This is a genomic window from Methylobacterium sp. HJ2, from assembly GCF_056431005.1.
This window is the reverse complement of record NZ_JBWJYM010000007.1, coordinates 87,742-104,129: the sequence shown is the minus strand read 5'-3', so window position 1 is coordinate 104,129 and position 16,388 is coordinate 87,742. Positions and strand designations below refer to the sequence as shown.

At 73.3% G+C, this 16,388-nt stretch carries 16 protein-coding genes; 6 read left to right on the top strand and 10 right to left on the bottom strand.

What is annotated here, in order from left to right; genetic code table 11:
* Positions 1-3: 3 nt before the first annotated feature.
* Positions 4-312 (bottom strand): polyhydroxyalkanoic acid system family protein, encoded by a 309-nt coding sequence (locus ACS5RC_RS17605; RefSeq protein ID WP_478345195.1) that lies wholly within the window; start codon positions 310-312, stop codon positions 4-6.
* Between the two features lie 303 nt (positions 313-615).
* Here ACS5RC_RS17605 and ACS5RC_RS17600 point away from each other — a divergent pair, with 303 nt between their 5' ends.
* A complete protein-coding gene (locus tag ACS5RC_RS17600) occupies positions 616-1,176 on the top strand; it encodes a hypothetical protein (protein WP_478345194.1) in 561 nt (186 codons plus the stop codon).
* Positions 1,176-1,877: a hypothetical protein gene (locus ACS5RC_RS17595; protein ID WP_478345193.1), complete on the top strand. Its 702-nt coding sequence runs from the start codon at positions 1,176-1,178 to the stop codon at positions 1,875-1,877. The genes ACS5RC_RS17600 and ACS5RC_RS17595 overlap by 1 nt, the downstream gene beginning before the upstream one ends.
* A 95-nt stretch (positions 1,878-1,972) precedes the next feature.
* Here the strand turns inward: ACS5RC_RS17595 and ACS5RC_RS17590 are convergent, their stop codons facing one another.
* Positions 1,973-5,137 (bottom strand): autotransporter family protein, encoded by a 3,165-nt coding sequence (locus tag ACS5RC_RS17590; RefSeq protein ID WP_478345192.1) that lies wholly within the window; start codon positions 5,135-5,137, stop codon positions 1,973-1,975.
* A gap of 280 nt (positions 5,138-5,417) precedes the next feature.
* On the opposite strand from ACS5RC_RS17590, the gene ACS5RC_RS17585 reads away from it, so the two are divergent.
* Positions 5,418-7,010, top strand: coding sequence for an OpgD/OpgG family glucan biosynthesis protein (locus ACS5RC_RS17585; protein ID WP_478345191.1), 1,593 nt, complete (start codon positions 5,418-5,420; stop codon positions 7,008-7,010).
* A gap of 185 nt (positions 7,011-7,195) precedes the next feature.
* Positions 7,196-7,426 carry a hypothetical protein gene (locus tag ACS5RC_RS17580; protein ID WP_478345190.1) on the top strand — a complete coding sequence of 77 codons (231 nt, stop codon included), beginning with the start codon at positions 7,196-7,198 and terminating at the stop codon, positions 7,424-7,426.
* Between the two features lie 53 nt (positions 7,427-7,479).
* Here ACS5RC_RS17580 and ppk2 read toward each other — a convergent pair whose 3' ends face one another.
* The 4 genes from ppk2 to ACS5RC_RS17560 form a co-directional block, all read right to left on the bottom strand.
* On the bottom strand, positions 7,480-8,400 hold the full coding sequence (gene ppk2, locus ACS5RC_RS17575) for a polyphosphate kinase 2 (protein WP_478345189.1): 921 nt from the start codon (positions 8,398-8,400) through the stop codon (positions 7,480-7,482).
* A gap of 118 nt (positions 8,401-8,518) precedes the next feature.
* Positions 8,519-9,265, bottom strand: coding sequence for an N-acetylmuramoyl-L-alanine amidase (locus ACS5RC_RS17570; protein ID WP_478345188.1), 747 nt, complete (start codon positions 9,263-9,265; stop codon positions 8,519-8,521).
* The gene (locus ACS5RC_RS17565; protein ID WP_478345399.1) at positions 9,262-9,942 is read right to left on the bottom strand and encodes a TerB family tellurite resistance protein; all 681 of its coding nucleotides are present in this window, start codon (positions 9,940-9,942) and stop codon (positions 9,262-9,264) included. Before ACS5RC_RS17565 ends, ACS5RC_RS17570 begins: the two co-directional genes overlap by 4 nt.
* 215 nt (positions 9,943-10,157) lie before the next feature.
* Positions 10,158-10,427 (bottom strand): hypothetical protein, encoded by a 270-nt coding sequence (locus ACS5RC_RS17560; RefSeq protein WP_478345187.1) that lies wholly within the window; start codon positions 10,425-10,427, stop codon positions 10,158-10,160.
* Between the two features lie 304 nt (positions 10,428-10,731).
* On the opposite strand from ACS5RC_RS17560, the gene ACS5RC_RS17555 reads away from it, so the two are divergent.
* Complete coding sequence (locus ACS5RC_RS17555) at positions 10,732-11,427, top strand: urease accessory protein UreE (RefSeq protein ID WP_478345186.1); 696 nt, start codon at positions 10,732-10,734, stop codon at positions 11,425-11,427.
* 321 nt (positions 11,428-11,748) lie between these two features.
* Here the strand turns inward: ACS5RC_RS17555 and ACS5RC_RS17550 are convergent, their stop codons facing one another.
* Positions 11,749-13,695 carry a LysM peptidoglycan-binding domain-containing protein gene (locus ACS5RC_RS17550; protein WP_478345185.1) on the bottom strand — a complete coding sequence of 649 codons (1,947 nt, stop codon included), beginning with the start codon at positions 13,693-13,695 and terminating at the stop codon, positions 11,749-11,751.
* Between the two features lie 237 nt (positions 13,696-13,932).
* Between ACS5RC_RS17550 and ACS5RC_RS17545 the strand changes: the two genes are divergently transcribed.
* Positions 13,933-14,535, top strand: a complete 603-nt coding sequence (locus tag ACS5RC_RS17545) for an LOG family protein (protein ID WP_478345184.1) — start codon at positions 13,933-13,935, stop codon at positions 14,533-14,535.
* A gap of 28 nt (positions 14,536-14,563) precedes the next feature.
* Here the strand turns inward: ACS5RC_RS17545 and ACS5RC_RS17540 are convergent, their stop codons facing one another.
* Genes ACS5RC_RS17540 through ACS5RC_RS17530 form a run of 3 tightly spaced genes read right to left on the bottom strand, consistent with a single transcriptional unit; the run spans position 14,564 to position 16,313 of the window.
* Positions 14,564-14,911: a DUF1330 domain-containing protein gene (locus ACS5RC_RS17540; protein ID WP_478345183.1), complete on the bottom strand. Its 348-nt coding sequence runs from the start codon at positions 14,909-14,911 to the stop codon at positions 14,564-14,566.
* Positions 14,911-15,609: an orotidine-5'-phosphate decarboxylase gene (pyrF, locus tag ACS5RC_RS17535; RefSeq protein ID WP_478345182.1), complete on the bottom strand. Its 699-nt coding sequence runs from the start codon at positions 15,607-15,609 to the stop codon at positions 14,911-14,913. Before pyrF ends, ACS5RC_RS17540 begins: the two co-directional genes overlap by 1 nt.
* Positions 15,606-16,313, bottom strand: a complete 708-nt coding sequence (locus ACS5RC_RS17530) for a uracil-DNA glycosylase family protein (RefSeq protein ID WP_478345181.1) — start codon at positions 16,311-16,313, stop codon at positions 15,606-15,608. Before ACS5RC_RS17530 ends, pyrF begins: the two co-directional genes overlap by 4 nt.
* Positions 16,314-16,388 lie beyond the last annotated feature (75 nt).

Here is a 16,388-nt window from a genome sequence, read left to right as displayed (position 1 = left end):
CCGTCAGGCGAGGAGGCGCGCGGCGTAGTGCCGGGCCGCTGCCTCGATCGCGGGGGAGAAGATTCCGAGCGTCCAGGGCAGCTCCGCCTCGAAGCGGAGGGCGTCGTCGGCGATGGCGAGCACGCCCCGCACGCTCTGGCCCAGGGCGGAGGCCGAGAACGGCCGCTCGTTGCCGACCCAGTCGCCGATGCTGACGGCGATCTTGTCCTTTTCGAGCGTCTGCCGCGCCCAATCCGTATGCGTGTCGAGCCGGCGGCGCACTTCGTCCGTTCCGAGGCTGTGGGGCACCGCGACGACGATATGCTTGGGCATGTGGTCCCACCTTCCGCACCGACGATGAGGCCGCCGGTCTCGCATCCGCATGGTTACCGGATCGTGAAGGCGGCGCCGCGCTCAGGCATCGGGGACGCGGCGGGCTTGCCATCGTGCCGCCTCGTCGCACGAGGATGTGTCGGCCAAGGCGATGTCGAGCGTCCGCATATCGACGAAACGCCATCAGCAGGTGCAAGTAACACACGTTATGAGAACTGTCCGGTGAGCTGTCGGAGGCGAAAAGGACGACCGCGTTAACGTCTCTTTAACCAAGCTTAACCAAATCTGAGCCGGCAACGCAGCGTGCCGAAGCTGGAGCACGCGGTGCCGACGGAGGATCTCGCGATGGAACCGGCCAAGACGCTCGGGTGGGAGGGGTACGGTGAGCCCGAAACGCGCGCCTCCTCGGCCCGGCCGGCGACGCCAACCGCGAGCGACCCGCTCAACAGCATCCTGCGCATCGTCCGCACACCCGCCGAACGGGCCGCCGCGGACCGGCCGGCTCCGGCCGGAACCATCCAGCCGGCCTCGCCGCAGGAATGGGCCGCCCTCATCGATCGCGTGCGCTCGGCCGCCAGCCATGCCCGCGAGGTCGAGGCCCAGGCGCAGGAGCAGGAACTGCGCGTCCAGGAGCTCCTGGAGCGGGTTCGTGCGGACGTGAAGGCCGCCGAGGACCGGGTCCGGGCAGCCGAGGCGCGCGCGGCCAACATCCAGGCCCACGCGGAGGCCCGGGTGCGGGCCGCCGAGGAGCGCGCCGAGGATGCCGAGCAGCGCGCGCGCGGCGCCGAGGAGTGGCTGGTGCGCATCCATGAGGCGATCAGCAGCGAGTTCGCCGCCTTCCCGCCGACCCGGCAGCCCGGCTGATGGGCGCCGCGATCCGATCCGTCCCGAGCGCTGCGGCGGCCCGTCCGGTGCAGGCCGGCACTCCGCCCCGCTCCGCCGTCCCCGGGCTGACCCCGCTCCAGCGGCTGCTCGCCCCCGAGGATCACGAGCGCCTCGCGCAGCTCGTGGCCGACCTCGACGTCGACCTGAGCGCCGAGCTCGGCGGCTTCGTGGACCGGCTCGCGGACGGAACGGCGGATGGATTCGCGGATGGACTTGCGGATTCACGCGCGGACCTGTCCGACGCGGGCCCGGAGGCCGATCCGCAGGGAGGCGGGGACCTCGCCCCCGCACCGGAGGCCGAGGATCCTGTCGGGTCCGAGGCGATCGACTGGGCGGCGGCGATCCAGCTCATCCGCGACATGGGCAGCCGCGTCCGGCGCGCTCGCGGCGAGGCGCAGGAGGAGGCGCGGCGCGCCCGCCTCGCGATGCAGCGCAGCCTCGCCCATGCCGAGGCGGCCGAGGCCCGGATGCGGGCCGCCGAGGCGGCGACGGAGGCCGCCAACCGGCGCGCCCTCGATGCCGAGGCCGCGGCCCAGGCCTCCGAGGCCCGGGCGATTCGCGCCGAGGCGGCTTTGCAGGGCGCCGAGGCGGACAAGGCCGAGGCCACGGTCTGGGTGCGCCGGCTCTACGCCAGCATCCGCACGGAATTCGACGGTCTCGCGGACGAACTGACCGCCTGATCCGGTCACCCGCGCCGCGCCATCCGGGACGGCGCGACTCTGCTCGGGCATGATGGCTCGCGCCGCGGGATACGTTCTCGAAGGCGGGCGGCGTCTCAGAACCGGTAGGTGAAGGTGCCCTTGACGGCGTGGTCCTGGATCCGGTCGCCGACCTGGCCCGTATAGGCGACGCCCAGGGTAGCGTTGGGCGACACCCGCAGGTCGAGGCCCGCCTCGGCCACCAGCGCGTCCCGGGCGATCGGGATGCCGGCGGTCAGGAAGCTCGGGCCGGCGCCGAAGGCCAGCAGCGCCGTCGGCACCACGTCGCCGAAGGCGCGCCGGTAGCCCACCAGCCCGTGCGCGGAGATCGGCGCCGCGAAGCCGAGATCCAGCGCCGTCTGCCCGCGCAGCCCCGCCGTGACCGCGCCCACCTCGTAGTCGCGCGCGAAGCTCGTGAGCGCAGCGAGCCCGCCCGCCTCCACGAAGCGGTCGCGCCCGATCGAGACGTAGGAGCCGCCCACGAACGGCTCGAGATAGGCCGGCGCCCCCTGGCGCGGCGCCGGGCCGTCCTTCGACACCAGCGGCGCCCGGCCGGCCTGACCGAGGACGATCTTGTAGCCGATCTCGCCGAAGCCCTGGATCGTCGCGCCGCCGGTGCGCGCGGTGGCGGTGTCGGAGAAGCCCGCGAAGGCCACGGCGCGCCGGGTGCGGGTGCTGTTGTCGGCGTAGGTGGCCCCGAGCCGCAGGGCGAAGGGGCCGGCCTCGTAGCCGCCGTAGACGCCGCCGTAGCCGCTCTCGATGGTGGCCGATTGCAGCCGGCCGGCGGTGTCGAGGCTGGCGGAGGTGTAGCCGCCCACCACGCCGAGCCTGATCCCGCTCTCGAGCCGCACGTCGGCGCCGAGGGCGAAGCCGGAGATCTGGCGGGTCAGGCCGGCGGCGTTGCCGTCCGAGCGCGCCGCGCCGAAGGCTCCGAAGCCCTGGCCCCAGAGGCCGAAAATGCGCGGGTCGAGGATACGGGCGGGCATTGCGGCCACGGGGGGACGGCGCCCGGGCAGGTCGGCGGTGTAGGTGGCCGGCAGACTGCCGTAGTCGAGGCCGTCGGCGCTGCCGGGGGTGGGGCCCCAGCGCAGGCGGTCGAGGATGGCCTCGCGCACGAAGAACGCGGTGGCGTAGTTGGTCGAGACGGTGCTGGCGTGGATGTCGCCCGCCAGCGCCTGGAAGGCGGTGCGGGCCTCGTCGGCGCTGAGCCCGACCGTGCGCTGGAAGGCGCCGGTGCCGGGGCCCCCAGCCTGGATCGCATCGGCCACCGCGCCCTGGTTGCGGTTGGCCGCAATGGCCGAGAAGGCGATGTCGTTGCGGGTGAGGGTGAGATCGACCTCGGTGGGGGCGTAGCTGAGGCTGGGGTAGAGGAAGGCGAGGTTTGCGGTGACGTTGCCGAACTGGCCGGCGACGCCGCCGGCGGCGGAGAGGATGGCGAAGCGGGTGCGCGGATTGTAGATGCCCGGGGCGGCGGTGACCTGAACGGTGCCGCCCGCGAGGGTGGCGCTGCCCGCGACAGCGAGGCGGTCGGCCTGCCCGGCGGCATTGGCGTCCACCAGCAGGGCCGAGCCGGCCGCGAAGCCGGCATTGCCCGCGACCGTCAGGGTGCCGATGCCGCCCGCCCCCGGCGCCACGGCGCCGCCCGATAGAACTGAGAGGCCCGCCACCGTGCCGCTGCCGCCGAGCACGCCCGTGGCGCCCACCGTCACCGCGGTGTTGATCCGGTCGAGCGGGTCGAGGGTGAGGCTGCCGGTGACGTTCTGGAAGTAGCCGGCGGCGGTGTAGAGGTCGATGCGGCTCCAGTAGCTCAGGGCCGAGCCGTAGAAGGCCGCCAGCGCGTTGGTCTCGGTGTTGACGATGATCTGATTGATCGTGTCGGTCTGGAGGCTCGCGGTGAGGCCGCCGTTCGGCGCGAGGGTGCGGGCCGCCTGCGTGCTGCCGCCGTAGAGCGGTGCCAGCAGGATCGAGGCATCAGGTCCACCCGTCGGCGCCGCCTCGCGCGGGGCCTGGGCGAAGGTCAGCACCGGCAGCCCGTAGGTCAGGCGCTGCTGGTAGAGCGCTTGGTTCGCGGCGCTCGACAGATAGGGGTTGCCGGCGGTGTTGGCCGCGCCCGCCGAGCAGGCCGCGACCGTGTTGCCGCATTGCTGCGCGAGGTAGCCCTGGAACTCCGCCTGCGCCTTCGTGAACAGGCCCGGCAGGTTGAGGGCGATGCCCGTCGTCGCCGCGTTGTTGATGTAGGCCGGGTTGGTGAAGGCCTGGGCGAGGTCGTAGGCCGAGAAGGCGCGCGAGGCGATGATGTCGAGCGGGTAGTGCACGCCGAGCACGATGCGGCTGTCGCCGTACTCGGAGGCGCGCAGCATCAGGCTCTGGAACTGCGTCGGCACCAGCATGCCGAGGAGCACGCCGTCGGTGAAGGCGTAGTTGGTGTGCCCGCTCGGGAAGGACGGGTTGGTGGCGATGCCGCTGAGCGCCGTCGGGTCGAACAGGGTGTACTGGCTCGGCGCGACCTGGATCGGGCGGGACGAGCCGTAGACGTCCTGGCCGGGCTGCGTGTTCTTCACCCCGTAGGCGAGATCGTAGACGCTGTCGGTGGTGTTCGGCAGGCCGTTGGCGCGGGGCAGCGTGAAGCCCGCCGGTGCCACGGCCGGCACCGGGACGTACCCGGCCGGCGTGGTGCTCGGGTTGGTGGCGGCTCCGTTGGCGAAGTAGTTCTTCGCCACGCCGAGATCGCTGCTGGTGACGGTGTAGGCCGAGTTCAGCAGGTTGAACGTCGCGGCGAGCGGGCCGGTGGAGGCCGTGCTGGCCCGGATCCCGGTCTGGAAGATCGCGCCGAGCTGGGGCCCGAGGCCGCCGACCGGCTGGAGCGGGTTCAACTTGCCGGTGCCCTGGATCGCCTGCAGCGGCAGCCCGCCCCCGATGTTGTCGCCGGGGCCGAGATTGACCACGCTGCCGTTGACCAGGGTGATCGAGCCGAGGAAGGGCGTGTTGCCCGGCAGCGCCTTGTCGCTGATCGCCAATTGCTGCTGGGCGAGCGTCGCATTCTGGTTGTCGGCGATCGCCTGGGACAGGTTGAGCTGCAGCGTGGCCTGTCCGACCGGCGTGGCGTTGAGGCCGAGGTAGGGCGCCAGCAGGTTCAGGACGTTGACGTTGGCCGGCGTGGTGTTGACGCTCTGGGCCTCTGCCTGACCGGACGACAATCCCGCGGCGACGAGCGCCGCGATCGAGATACCGTGCTTGACCATCTTCACCGGCTCCCCTGCAGGGTCGATGGACGAGCCAGTAGAGGGATTTGACCGGTCACGCTGCGTCATAATCCAGTCATAAAATTCTGAACTTCGGACCGTGTCTTTCAGATCACTCCAGCTTTGCTTAGGCGGCGAAGCGAATACTGTTCGGCGAGGCGCGCAGTGCTTCGCGCACGCTGGGGCATGGCCCGCGCCACGCCGCAGGATCGGTTTCCGCCGCGGCGCCGGTCGGGATAGAGCGGAGGGGACAGGAAGCCCCGGTGCTGCGGAGTCCCGCGTGATCACAAGACGTGCCCTGACGGCGATCGGCGTGCTCGCCCTCTCGAACCTCGCGCGGCCGGCCGTGGCCGAGCCGCGATCGCCGCGGCTCGCGCCGCCGGAGCCGATGGATCTCGACCGCCTCGAGGCGATGGCGCGGTCGGCGCGCGACGCGCCCTACCGGCCGCCGGCCGAACCGCCCGGCGCGGCGGCCGCGCTCGACGCCCTGACCTACGGCCCGCTGCAGGAGATCCGCTACCCGCCCGCTAACGCGCTGTTCCGCGACAGCCCCGCCCCGGTGACGTTCTTCCACCTCGGCAACTTCTTCCGCGCGCCGGTTCGCGTCTACGCCCTGGAGGAGGGTCAAGCCCGCGAGGTACTCTACGCGCGCGACCTCTTCGTCCATCCGCCCGGCAGCCCGGCTGCCGGCCTGCCCGACGGCGCGGGCTTCGCGGGCGTCCGGTTCCAGAACGCCCCGGCTGGGCAGCCCGGCGGCGACGGCGATTGGCTCGCCTTCCTCGGAGCCTCGTATTTCCGGGCCGCCGGGGACGGCCGGCAGTACGGCGCCTCGGCGCGGGGCATCGCCATCGACACCGCGCCGGTTCCGCCCGGGCGGGAGGAATTCCCGCGCTTCACCCGCTTCTACGTCTCACCCTCCGTCGGCGGCGCCGTGACGGTGCTGGCGCTTCTGGAGGGCGAGAGCGTGACCGGCGCCTACCGGTTCGTGGCCCGGAAGGAGCCGCACACGCTGATCGAGGTCGCCTGCACGCTGTTCTTCCGCAAGGCCGTCGATCGGCTGGGACTCGCGCCGCTGACCTCGATGCACTGGTTCTCCGAGGGCCCGAGCCGGTTCCTCGCCAGCGACTGGCGCCCGGAGGTGCACGATTCCGACGGGCTGCTGATCCGTACCGGGACCGGCGAGGCGCTGTGGCGGCCCCTGAACAACCCGCCGCGCGTGAGCGTCAGCGCCTTCGCGGATGTGTCGCCGAAGGGATTCGGGCTGCTTCAGCGCGACCGCACCTTCGCGAATTACCTCGACGACGGGTACGAGGAGAACCGGCCGAACCTCTGGGTCGAGCCGGTCGGCGCGTGGGGCGCGGGCAGCGTGCAACTCGTCGAGATCCCGACCCATCAGGAGACCGACGACAACATCGTGGCGATGTGGGTGCCGGCGGACAGGCCCGAAGCGGGTGCCGAGCGCCGATTCGCCTACCGCCTGCTCTGGCCGGTCGCCGAGCCCGTGGCGACCGATCTCGCCCGCTGCGTCGCCACCCGGGCCGGCAAGGCCGCGTGGCTGCCCGAGGCGGACCGGCGCCCGGGTCGCGCCATCCTCGTGCGCCAGTTCGTGCTCGAGTTCGAGGGCGCGGTGCTCGCGGGCCGAGACCCGGAGAAGGCCGCCGTCTCCCTGACCCTCTCCCGCGGGAGCGCCGAGGAAGTCGGGGCGACCTGGGCGCCCTACGGCAAGGCCAGCCCCTGGCGGGTTTTCCTGAAGGTCTATGCCGAGGGCGCCGATCCGATCGAGATGCGCCTGTTCCTCAGGGACGGCGACCGGACCCTCTCGGAGACCTGGGCCGGCCAGTACTTTCCGGAGGCCCCGGGCACCGTGCAGTAGCGGGCGGCGCAGGCTCTCGCCCGGCAGCGAACCCGCCGCTTGCCCGGCGCCTCCGCACCGCACCGACGATCGGGGCCGCCTCGTCCCGTTCGCAGCCCGGAGCATACTCCGTTTTGGGGATGCGCCGCGCTGCGCTGCGTGCCTGATGGGCGCATCGAATTACGGATCGAGTCTGAGGCGGGCCGATGCGCTGCGATGACATCAAGATTCCGGACTGGCTGGCGCGCCGCGGGTTCCGCCCGCGCATCCGCCGGATCATCGCGGAGCGCATCGCCGCCCGGCCCGTGCTCCTGCCCGTATCGCTGCCCATGCCCGCGCCGCCGCCCGTCGCCGACAACGTGATCCTGCTCGGCCTGACCTGGGCGAAGGACGGGCGCTTCACCCTCGTGCCCCAGCGGATGGACGGGCGGCTCTGAATCCGCGAGCCCGTGCAGCGTTCAAAGGCCCGCGAGGCGCACCCCGTTCGGCGTCAGTACTCGGCCGGGACGTACATCTCCGGCGGGATCGGCGCGCGGGCGTAATCGGCGTGCCGCACGCGCTCCGGCAGGTGCACGGGCGGGTGCGCGACGGTCTCGTAGGGGATCTGCCGCAGCAGGTGGGCGATGCAGTTGAGCCGGGCCCGCTTCTTGTCCACCGCCTCCACCACCCACCAGGGCGCCTCGGGGATGTGGCTGCGCGCCAGCATGTCCTCCTTGGACTTGGTGTAGGCCTCCCAGCGCCGGCGCGATTCCACGTCCATCGGCGAGAGCTTCCACTGCTTGAGCGGATCGTGGATCCGCATATGGAAGCGGAATTCCTGCTCCTCGTCGGTGATCGAGAACCAGTATTTCAGCAGCAGGATGCCGGACCGCACCAGCATCCGCTCGAACTCGGGCACGGAGCGGAAGAACTCCTCGACGTCGTCCTCGGTGCAGAAGCCCATCACCCGCTCGACGCCGGCGCGGTTGTACCAAGAGCGGTCGAACAGGACCATCTCGCCCGCCGCCGGAAGATGGGCGACGTAGCGCTGGAAGTACCATTGCGTGCGCTCGCGCTCGTTCGGTGCCGGCAGCGCGGCGACGCGGCAGACCCGCGGATTGAGGCGCTGGGTGATCCGCTTGATCACGCCGCCCTTGCCGGCCGAGTCGCGGCCTTCGAACAGCACCACGACGCGCAGGCCCCGGTGCTGGACCCAGTCCTGCAGCCGGACGAGTTCGTGCTGGAGCCGCAGCAGCTTGGAGAAGTAGCGCCGCCGGTCCATGCCGGGCGCCGCGCCCTCCGCCTGCGGGAACAGCTGCGCGAGGCGCTCCTCCTCCAGCTCGAGCTCCAGCTCCTCGTCGTAGCTGTCGGCGAGTTCCCGGCGGATCGCTGCCACGGCGGCGGCGTGGGCGGCGCTGGTATCCTCGGTCATGGTCGTCACGGTCCCGTCATGCTCGGCACGGCGCTTAGACCACGCGCCCATGACAGCCTTGAGAAAGCGAGCCGGCGGCGGCGGTCGTCCGGGCGCTGTCTCGCGGAAGCGCCCGCCCTCAGCCCGGCAGGGCGGCGATCAGGTCGCGCAGCGTGGTGATGGTCGAGGCATCGGCGACGCCGTCGACGCGGGCCGGCCGGAAGTGGCGCTGGAAGGCCGTGACCACTGCCCGCATCGGCGCGTCGAACAGGCCCGTCACCGGCTGGTCGTAGCCGTAGAGGGCCAGCATCGCCTGCAGCGCCTCGACCGGCTGCCCGGCATCGCCCTGCGCGAAGAAGCGCCCGTCGCGGATCGGCGTGGGCGCGACCCAGTGCCCGACGCCCTCGGCCGCGAGCCGGGCCCAGGGGAAGACCTCGCCCGGGTCCTCCTTGCGCGCGGGCGCGATGTCGGAATGCCCGAGCACCCGCGCGGCCGGGATGCCCCAGCGCGCGACGATGTCGCGCGACAGGGCGGTGACGGCCGCGATCTGCGCCTCCGGATAGGGCGGCAGCCCGCCCGCATGGCCCGGATGCACGATCTCGATGCCGAGCGAGCGGGAATTCACGTCGCGCTCGCCCTTCCAGAACCCGGCGCCCGCGTGCCAGGCGCGGCGGCCCTCGGGCACCATCTGGGTGATGCGCCCGTCCTCGAAGACGAGGTAATGGGCCGAGACCTCCGCGATCGGGTCGCTCAGCCGGCCGATCGCCGCGGCGGCGCTCTCCATGCCGGTGTAGTGCAGGATCAGCAGGTCCGGCCGCTTGCCGCGGCGCTCGCCGTGATTCGGCGAGGGCAGGATGCGCTGGGCGAGCGGGCTGTCGGGCGTCATCGCGCGGCCTCTCCCGCCAGGATCCGGTCGTAGGCCGCGTTGATCGCCGCAAGCCTGCGGGTGGCGATGGCCACGGCGTCCGGCGGCAGGCCGCGCGCGATCGCCCGGTCGGGATGGTTCTCGGCGACGAGCGCCCGGTAGCGCGCCTTCACGGTGTCGGCGTCGGCGCCGTACTCGAGGCCGAGGACAAGGTAGGGGTCGTCGGCGAGGCGGACGTGCCGGGCGGCGATGCGGCGGAAGGCCGGGTCGTCGAGGCCGAAGATCCCGGCCACGGCCCGCAGGTAGCGCTCCTCCGCCTCGTGGATCGCCCCGTCCGCGGTGGCGATGTGGAACAGGCCGTCGAGGACGTCCTCCAGCAGGGCGGGCTCGTCCCCGAAGGTGTGGGCGAGCTGGCGGGCATAGGCCTCGTAGCCGCTGGTCGTGGTCTTGGCGAGGTCGAACAGCCGCACCACCCCCGGGCGCTCGTGATCGCCGACCCGCACGACCTTGCCGAAGGCCTCGACCTCTGCGTCCGTGACCACGCCGTCCGATTTCGCCATCTTGGCGGCGAGCGCCACGAGGCCGGTGGTGAACACCACGTCGCGGGGCGTGTGCCCGAACGGCGCGCCCTCCCGGTCGATCAGGTAATGGCCGGCGACGCCGCCGAGCAGCGCGCCGAGCGGCCCGCCCATTGCCATGCCGAGGCCGACGCCGCCGAGCTTGCCCCAGACGCCGGAGGTGGCGCGGCGGTCGTCCGGCGGAATACGGGAATCGGGCACGGAGAGCGGCTTCGGCAGGACGGGAGGCGGGAGGGATACAGGCTCGCGCCCGAACGCGGAAGGGCCGACGGAACGCGAACGGGCCGGAGCGCTGGGCTCCGGCCCGTCCGACGCGGGTTCGAGGCCGGTTCGGCTCAGCGGCAGTACACGTCGCCGTAGGCGTCGCGGTAGGTGCCGTAGGGGCAGCGCGGGGCGGTCGAGGCGCCCACGATGGCGCCGCTGGCGCCGCCGATGGCCGCACCGGCCAGCGCGCCGCCGGCCCGGCCGGTCGCCGCGCCGCCGATGGCCGCACCCGCGAGGGCGCCGAGGCCGGCGCCGCCGAGCGCGCGGTCCTGCGGGGTGTTGCAGGCGCCGACGGAGAGGGCGAGGCCCCCGGCGAGAAGGGCGGCAGCGAGCTTCTTCATGGTGAGGGACTCCCTTGTGCGTCCGGCTTTGTGCCGTGGCGATGGTGCGGGCCGAGCTTAACCGTTATTGGCGTGGAATGCGCGCCACACGGCCAAGGTTCCGTTCGGACCTGCGCGGCGACGCGACGGTCTTTCGGAATCGTCACCGGGCCACGACATGGATGGGCGCGGGAGGCCGGGCCGAAGAGACTTTTGCCGGGGGCCGGTCTATCGATCGCCGCGAGGCCAGGACGCGGCAGGCCAAGACGCGGTAGGCCCTGCCGCGGCAGATCCGCCGGGGCGGGCCGACATCAGCGAGGACACCATGCAGAGAGCCACAACCCTCGTTCGCAAGGCCGCGGTCCGCCCGGACGCGGTCGTCGACACCGTCGTGCTCGACCACGCGGCGCGGCGCGCGGCCGGCGGCCACCTGCACGCGGAGGGCGGCCTCGCCCTCGACATCGCGCTAGCGCGCGCGGCCGTGCTGGAGGACGGCGACGCCCTGCGGCTGGAGGACGGCCGCCTCGTCGCGGTGCGGGCCGCGCCCGAGGCGCTGCTCGAGGTGCGGGCCGAGAATCCGGCGCGCCTGATGCGCCTCGCCTGGCAGCTCGGCGGCAGCCACGTGCCCGCCGAGATCGCCGCGGACGTGCTCTACGTGCCGGACACGCCCGCCACCGCCGAACTGGTCCGAGGCCAGGGCTGCACGGCCGCCGCGATCCGCCGCGCCTTCCGCCCGGAGCGCGAGGCCCACGACCACAGCACCTGCGGGCACGATCATGCCCACGACCACCACGCGCATCACGAGCCGAACGCGCACGACCACCAGCATCACGACCATGCGCACGCGCACGACCACCAGCATCACGACCATGCGCACGCGCATGACCACGCGCACGACCATGCGCATGGCCACGATCACGCGCATGACCACGCGCACGGACACAGCCAGGCCGACGATCACGACCACGGCCACCGGCCGGCCCCCCACGTGCACGGCCCCGGCTGCACCCACGACCATTGACCCTTGGTCCCATGAGTTCGGGCCCAGGCGGTCCGGCGGATGCACCGGACCCCGCGCTCGCTCGGCCGGGCCGCGCTGCGCCGGTCTCATCGTGATCCGCCGGGACAGGTCGCGCGGTGCATCTCGCGGACCTGAGCGCGGAGGCTCCGACGCTCCCCGCGCCCGTCCCGGTCATGCATCCGCTCGTCCGAAAGCCGGCGGCTGCCTGTCGGGCCGCTGCTCTCGGGACGCCGACTTGGTTGCATCAAGTCGGCGTCTCGAGGTCCTTGCGGTAAGGCGCAGTCTTTCGACGAACCGGCCATTCCGTCGTCGGGACGGGCTCTAGCCGCGCTTGCGCGGACCCTTCGCGCCGCTGTCCTCTGGCAGAACGAAGATCTGCCCCGGATAGATCAGGTCCGGATCGCGGATCTGCTCTTGGTTGGCGTCGTAGATCACGGTGTAGCGGTCGCCCTTGCCGTAGGCCCGGCGGCTGATCTGCCAGAGGCTGTCGCCGCGGGTGATCTTGGCCGTGTTGATCTCGGCGACGAAGACGCTCTCGGGCGTCGGGGCCGCCGGGCTGGCACCCGGGAGCGCGGAACCCGATGCGGGGGCTTGCGCCGCGCGTCCCGGCGCGGCCGGCGGCTGGGGCGGAGGCGATCCGGCCGTCGCGTCCGGGCGGGCGGCGAGCGCAACCCCCGGCCCAGAAGAAGCCCGAGGGCTCGGCTCGGTCGGCGCGGTGGAGGCCGGTTGATCGTTCGGACCCTTGCCGGTCGCCGGCGGCGCCCCCCCGGTCCGCGCAGCGGCCGACCGCCCGTCCGCGGGCTTGGCCTCGGACGGCGTTGCGTCCGGCGCCTTGGCCTCAGCGGACCTGGCCTCAGCAGACCTGGCTACAGTAGACCTGGCGTCCGCGGGCTTGGCCTCGCCGGGCTTGCCCTCCGACGGCATGAGGTTGGACGGCTTGGGGTTGGACGGCCTAGCCTCGCCGGCCCTGGTCTCGGCCCCCCGCCCGTCGACAGGCGTCCGGTCGCCGGCCTTCGCCTCGACACCCCTGGTCTCTGGACCTTTGGTCTCCGCCGCCGGAAGCCCGGGAGAGGGCATTGCCGCTTCCCGCACGCCGCGACCGGCCGGGCTCGCGCCGCCGGGCGGCATGCCCGGTGTCACCGCACGGGCCACGCGCGTCGTCGCCTCCGGCACGTTGAAGGGCACCTCGGCCCGGGCCACGACCTTGCCGGTGTCGGGATCGACCTGGTCGATCCGCACCCGGTAGCCGCCGGGCCTGACGCCGCGGCCGATGGTGAAGCTCACGCGCCCGTCGGCGCCGGCCCGCCCGGGCGCGATCAGCGTATCGTTCAGGTAGAGCCGCACGGCCGCGCCGGGCGTGGCCTCGCCGCCGATGAACAGGCGGCCGCCCTCGGCATCGACGCTCACGACGCGGGCCGTTCCGTGCGCCTTGTCGGGCGTTCTGGCCTGCCCGGCGGCCGGCGTGCCGCTCGCGGCCTTGTCGGTCTTGTCGTCCTGCATCGGGCCGGGGGCCTGCGCGACGATGCCCGTCTGCGGCCGCGCGGGGCTGCCGGCCGGCCCCGCGTCCGGCCGCGAGAGCACCACCGTCGGCGCATCCGGCGCGGAGAGCGCCACCAGCGGCTTGCGGCCCGGCGCGATCGCCACCGCGACGCTCTGGCGCGAGCGGGTCTCGCGCCCGTCCGCCGCCGTCTGGCGCAGCCCGATCTCGCTGTTGCCGGCCGGTAGGGCCGGGGGCACCAGCGCGAACTGCCCGTTCGCGTCGGCCTGCGCCCGCGCCACCGGCCTGCCGTCGAGGAGCATCTCCACGGTGGCGTTCGGCGCAGCGCGCCCGGCGATGACGGATTCTCCGTTCGGCTCGACGCGGACGACGTCGAAGCTCGGCCCGGCGCCGGCCCTGTCGCCGCTACGGCCCCCGGACGCCCCGTCGGGCTTGGCCATCGGGGTGGTCGTCGAAGGGGGTGCGGGATCGGCGTTGGAGCCTGACGCGGGCTTGGCCGCATCGCCCGCCCCCGGGGCGGGGAGCCCGGCCCGCCCGCTCTCCGGCGCACCCGCGAGCGGCAGGGCCGCGACGGGCCCCGGTGCGGCGGCCGACCGGTCCGCCTCGGAGCCGCCCGGTCGCGACGGGGCGCCCGGCGCCTGCGCGGCCGGCACGCCGCTCCCGCTCCAGCGCGTGCGCAGATCCCCGCCGAAGATGGCGAAGACCAGTGCGAGGCCCGCGGCGAGCCCGCCGAAGGCGAGCGCGAGGCTGCGTCCCAACCCGGTCGGCATGACGACCCTGACCCTCCCGGTGCGTCCGTTCGCGTCCCGCTCCCGATCCGATGCGTCCGGATGCCCCGGGCGCGAAAACCGTCGACGGCGGGGCCCATATTACCTTACATGGGCGAGACACCAAGCCGCCCCGCCGCCGACATGCGGGAATCGCGCGCGAATTCAGCAGTTTGGCCCCGCATCCAGGCCTTCCGGCGATCCTGCGGCTGCCTCGGAACCCATGATGGAGGAAGCCGGATGGCTCCGGTGAAGACGGTCTGTGTCTATTGCGGCTCGGGCTTCGGCGGCGATCCGGCCTTCCGGACCGCGGCGGAGACGCTCGGGACGGCGCTCGCCCGCGCGGGGATCGGCCTCGTCTACGGTGGCGGCGATGTCGGGCTGATGGGCACGGTCGCCCGCGCGGTGCTGGCGGGCGGCGGCCACGTCACCGGCATCATCCCGGATTTCCTGAAGTCGCGCGAGCACATGATCGAGGACATCCAGGAGACGATCGTGGTGGGCGACATGCACACCCGAAAGCGCCTGATGTTCGAGCGCTCGGACGCCTTCGTGGCGCTGCCGGGCGGCATCGGCACGCTCGAGGAACTGGTGGAGCAGCTCACCTGGGCCCAGCTTGGCCGGCACCGCAAGCCGATCCTGCTCGTCTCCGTGGCCGAGTTCTGGACGCCCCTGCTGACGCTGTTCGCCCACATGCGCGACCACGGCTTCATCCGGGACGGGCTCGATCTGAACTACCTCGTCACCGCCGACGCCGAGGCGGCGGTGCCGATGCTGCAGGAGGCCGCCGGGCGCGAGGGCCGGGATCCGGAGGCCGAGCGCTTCGTCGAGGAGCGCCTCTGAGCGGCGCCGGACCCGGAGGCGACCGCCCCTATTCCGAGGCGGGATGGTTCGCGGGCGGCGAGGGCTCGGAGACGGTGGGCTGCGCGTCCTCGTAGCCCTCGATCACGATGATCTCGGATTCGACGGCGCCCTTCTGCTTGGCCCGCGCCTCCTGGTAGAGGTCGGAGTTCCAGCAGGCGAGGGCGACCTCGTAGCTCGGGAATTCGAGCACGACGTTGCGGGCCCGCGCCGTGCCGGCCACCGCCTCGAAGGCGCCGCCGCGCACGAGGAAGCGGGCGCCGTACTTGGCGAGCGCCGGGCCGTTGGCGGCGGCGTAGGCCTTATAGGCCTCGGGATCGAGCACATCGACCCGGACGATCCAGTAACCCTTCGCCATCACACCGATCCCAGTTCCGTGACGATATCCAGCGCCGCCGCCCGCGGATCGGCGGCGCCCGTGATCGGACGCCCGACCACGACGTGATCGATCCCGGCGCGGCGCGCCGCCGCAGGCGTCATCACCCGCTTCTGATCGGTGACGTCCGAACCCGCCGGCCGGATCCCCGGCGTGACGATCAAGCCCTCCGGGCCGATCACCGTCCGCACCCGCTCCGCCTCGACCGCGCTGCAGACGATGCCGTCGATGCCGATGTCGCGCGCCTGCTCGGCGCGGCGGGCCACAAGCTCGGGCACCGGCAGGGCGTAGCCCGCCTCCCGCGCGTCCGCCTCGTCGTAGGAGGTCAGGACCGTGACCGCGAGGATCTTCAGGCCCGGGCCGCGGCCCTGCACGGCGGCCCGCATGGTCTGCGGATAGGCGTGGACGGTGAGGAAGGTCGCGCCGAGGCCCGAGACCGCGCGTACGCCCGCCTCGACGGTGTTGCCGATGTCGTGCAGCTTCAGATCGAGGAACACCTTGAGGCCCCGCTCCGCCAGCTCGCGCGCGAATGCGAGGCCGCCCGCGTAGCCGAGCTGGTAGCCGATCTTGTAGAAGGTCGCCGCGTCGCCGATCCGCTCCACCAGGGCACGGGCCGCCGCCACCTCGGGCAGGTCGAGGGCGACGATCAGGCGGTCGCGCGGGTCGGGGATCTGGCTCATGCGGGCTCCGGTCGGGCCCGAGGGATCATGCCTGGGACGGCCCCTGTCAATGCGGGCGGCGCGTTCCCCGGTCGCGGCTCCATCATCCGCGCGACCTCCGCCCGCAGGACGGGCAGCAGCTCCGCCTCGAACCAGGGCTCGCGCCGGAGCCAGCCGTTGTTGCGCCAGGAGGGGTGGGGCAGCGGCAGCACGCGGGGCCGGCGCGGCGCGGCCAGGATCGCCCGCCAGTCCCGCACGGTGGCGGTCAGGCCGCCGGGGAGGGTCCCGAGGTGCCAGGCCTGCGCGTATTGGCCGATGACGAGGATCAGCTCCAGATCGGGCAGGCCGGCGAGCAGTTCGGCTCGCCACAGCGGCGCGCATTCCCGGCGCGGAGGCCGGTCGCCGCCCTTGGCGTCGAGGCCCGGGAAGCAGGCGCCCATCGGCAGGATGGCGACCCGCGCCGCGTCGTAGAAGGCCGCCTCGTCGAGGCCGAGCCACGCCCGCAGCCGCACGCCGGACGGGTCGGTGAACGGCATGCCGGTGCGGTTGGCCCGGGTGCCGGGCGCCTGGCTGGCGATGCAGAGACGGGCGGTCCCGGAGCCCTGCACGATCGGCCGCGGCTCCTGCGGCAGGGGCGGTCCGCGGAGCGGCGCGTCGCGGCAGACCCGGCAGGCGCGCAGCCGCGCGGCGGTGGTCTCGAAGGCGTCCGGGGCGGCCTGTTGCATCGCGCGGAGAGATGGGCCCGGACCGGCGCGACGGCCAGGTCACGAAAAAACGGCGCGGTGTTGAGCCGCGCCGTC

Bases quoted from the DNA above. Each gene is read 5' to 3' on its own strand.
- ACS5RC_RS17560 (WP_478345187.1), bottom strand. From the start codon at position 10,427: ATGAAGAAGCTCGCTGCCGCCCTTCTCGCCGGGGGCCTCGCCCTCTCC.
- ppk2 (WP_478345189.1), bottom strand. From the start codon at position 8,400: ATGACCGAGGATACCAGCGCCGCCCACGCCGCCGCCGTGGCAGCGATC.
- ACS5RC_RS17530 (WP_478345181.1), bottom strand. From the start codon at position 16,313: ATGCAACAGGCCGCCCCGGACGCCTTCGAGACCACCGCCGCGCGGCTG.
- ACS5RC_RS17555 (WP_478345186.1), top strand. From the start codon at position 10,732: ATGCAGAGAGCCACAACCCTCGTTCGCAAGGCCGCGGTCCGCCCGGAC.
- ACS5RC_RS17570 (WP_478345188.1), bottom strand. From the start codon at position 9,265: ATGACGCCCGACAGCCCGCTCGCCCAGCGCATCCTGCCCTCGCCGAAT.
- ACS5RC_RS17540 (WP_478345183.1), bottom strand. From the start codon at position 14,911: ATGGCGAAGGGTTACTGGATCGTCCGGGTCGATGTGCTCGATCCCGAG.
- ACS5RC_RS17545 (WP_478345184.1), top strand. From the start codon at position 13,933: ATGGCTCCGGTGAAGACGGTCTGTGTCTATTGCGGCTCGGGCTTCGGC.
- ACS5RC_RS17550 (WP_478345185.1), bottom strand. From the start codon at position 13,695: ATGCCGACCGGGTTGGGACGCAGCCTCGCGCTCGCCTTCGGCGGGCTC.
- ACS5RC_RS17565 (WP_478345399.1), bottom strand. From the start codon at position 9,942: ATGGCAATGGGCGGGCCGCTCGGCGCGCTGCTCGGCGGCGTCGCCGGC.
- pyrF (WP_478345182.1), bottom strand. From the start codon at position 15,609: ATGAGCCAGATCCCCGACCCGCGCGACCGCCTGATCGTCGCCCTCGAC.
- ACS5RC_RS17580 (WP_478345190.1), top strand. From the start codon at position 7,196: ATGCGCTGCGATGACATCAAGATTCCGGACTGGCTGGCGCGCCGCGGG.
- ACS5RC_RS17605 (WP_478345195.1), bottom strand. From the start codon at position 312: ATGCCCAAGCATATCGTCGTCGCGGTGCCCCACAGCCTCGGAACGGAC.
- ACS5RC_RS17590 (WP_478345192.1), bottom strand. From the start codon at position 5,137: ATGGTCAAGCACGGTATCTCGATCGCGGCGCTCGTCGCCGCGGGATTG.
- ACS5RC_RS17595 (WP_478345193.1), top strand. From the start codon at position 1,176: ATGGGCGCCGCGATCCGATCCGTCCCGAGCGCTGCGGCGGCCCGTCCG.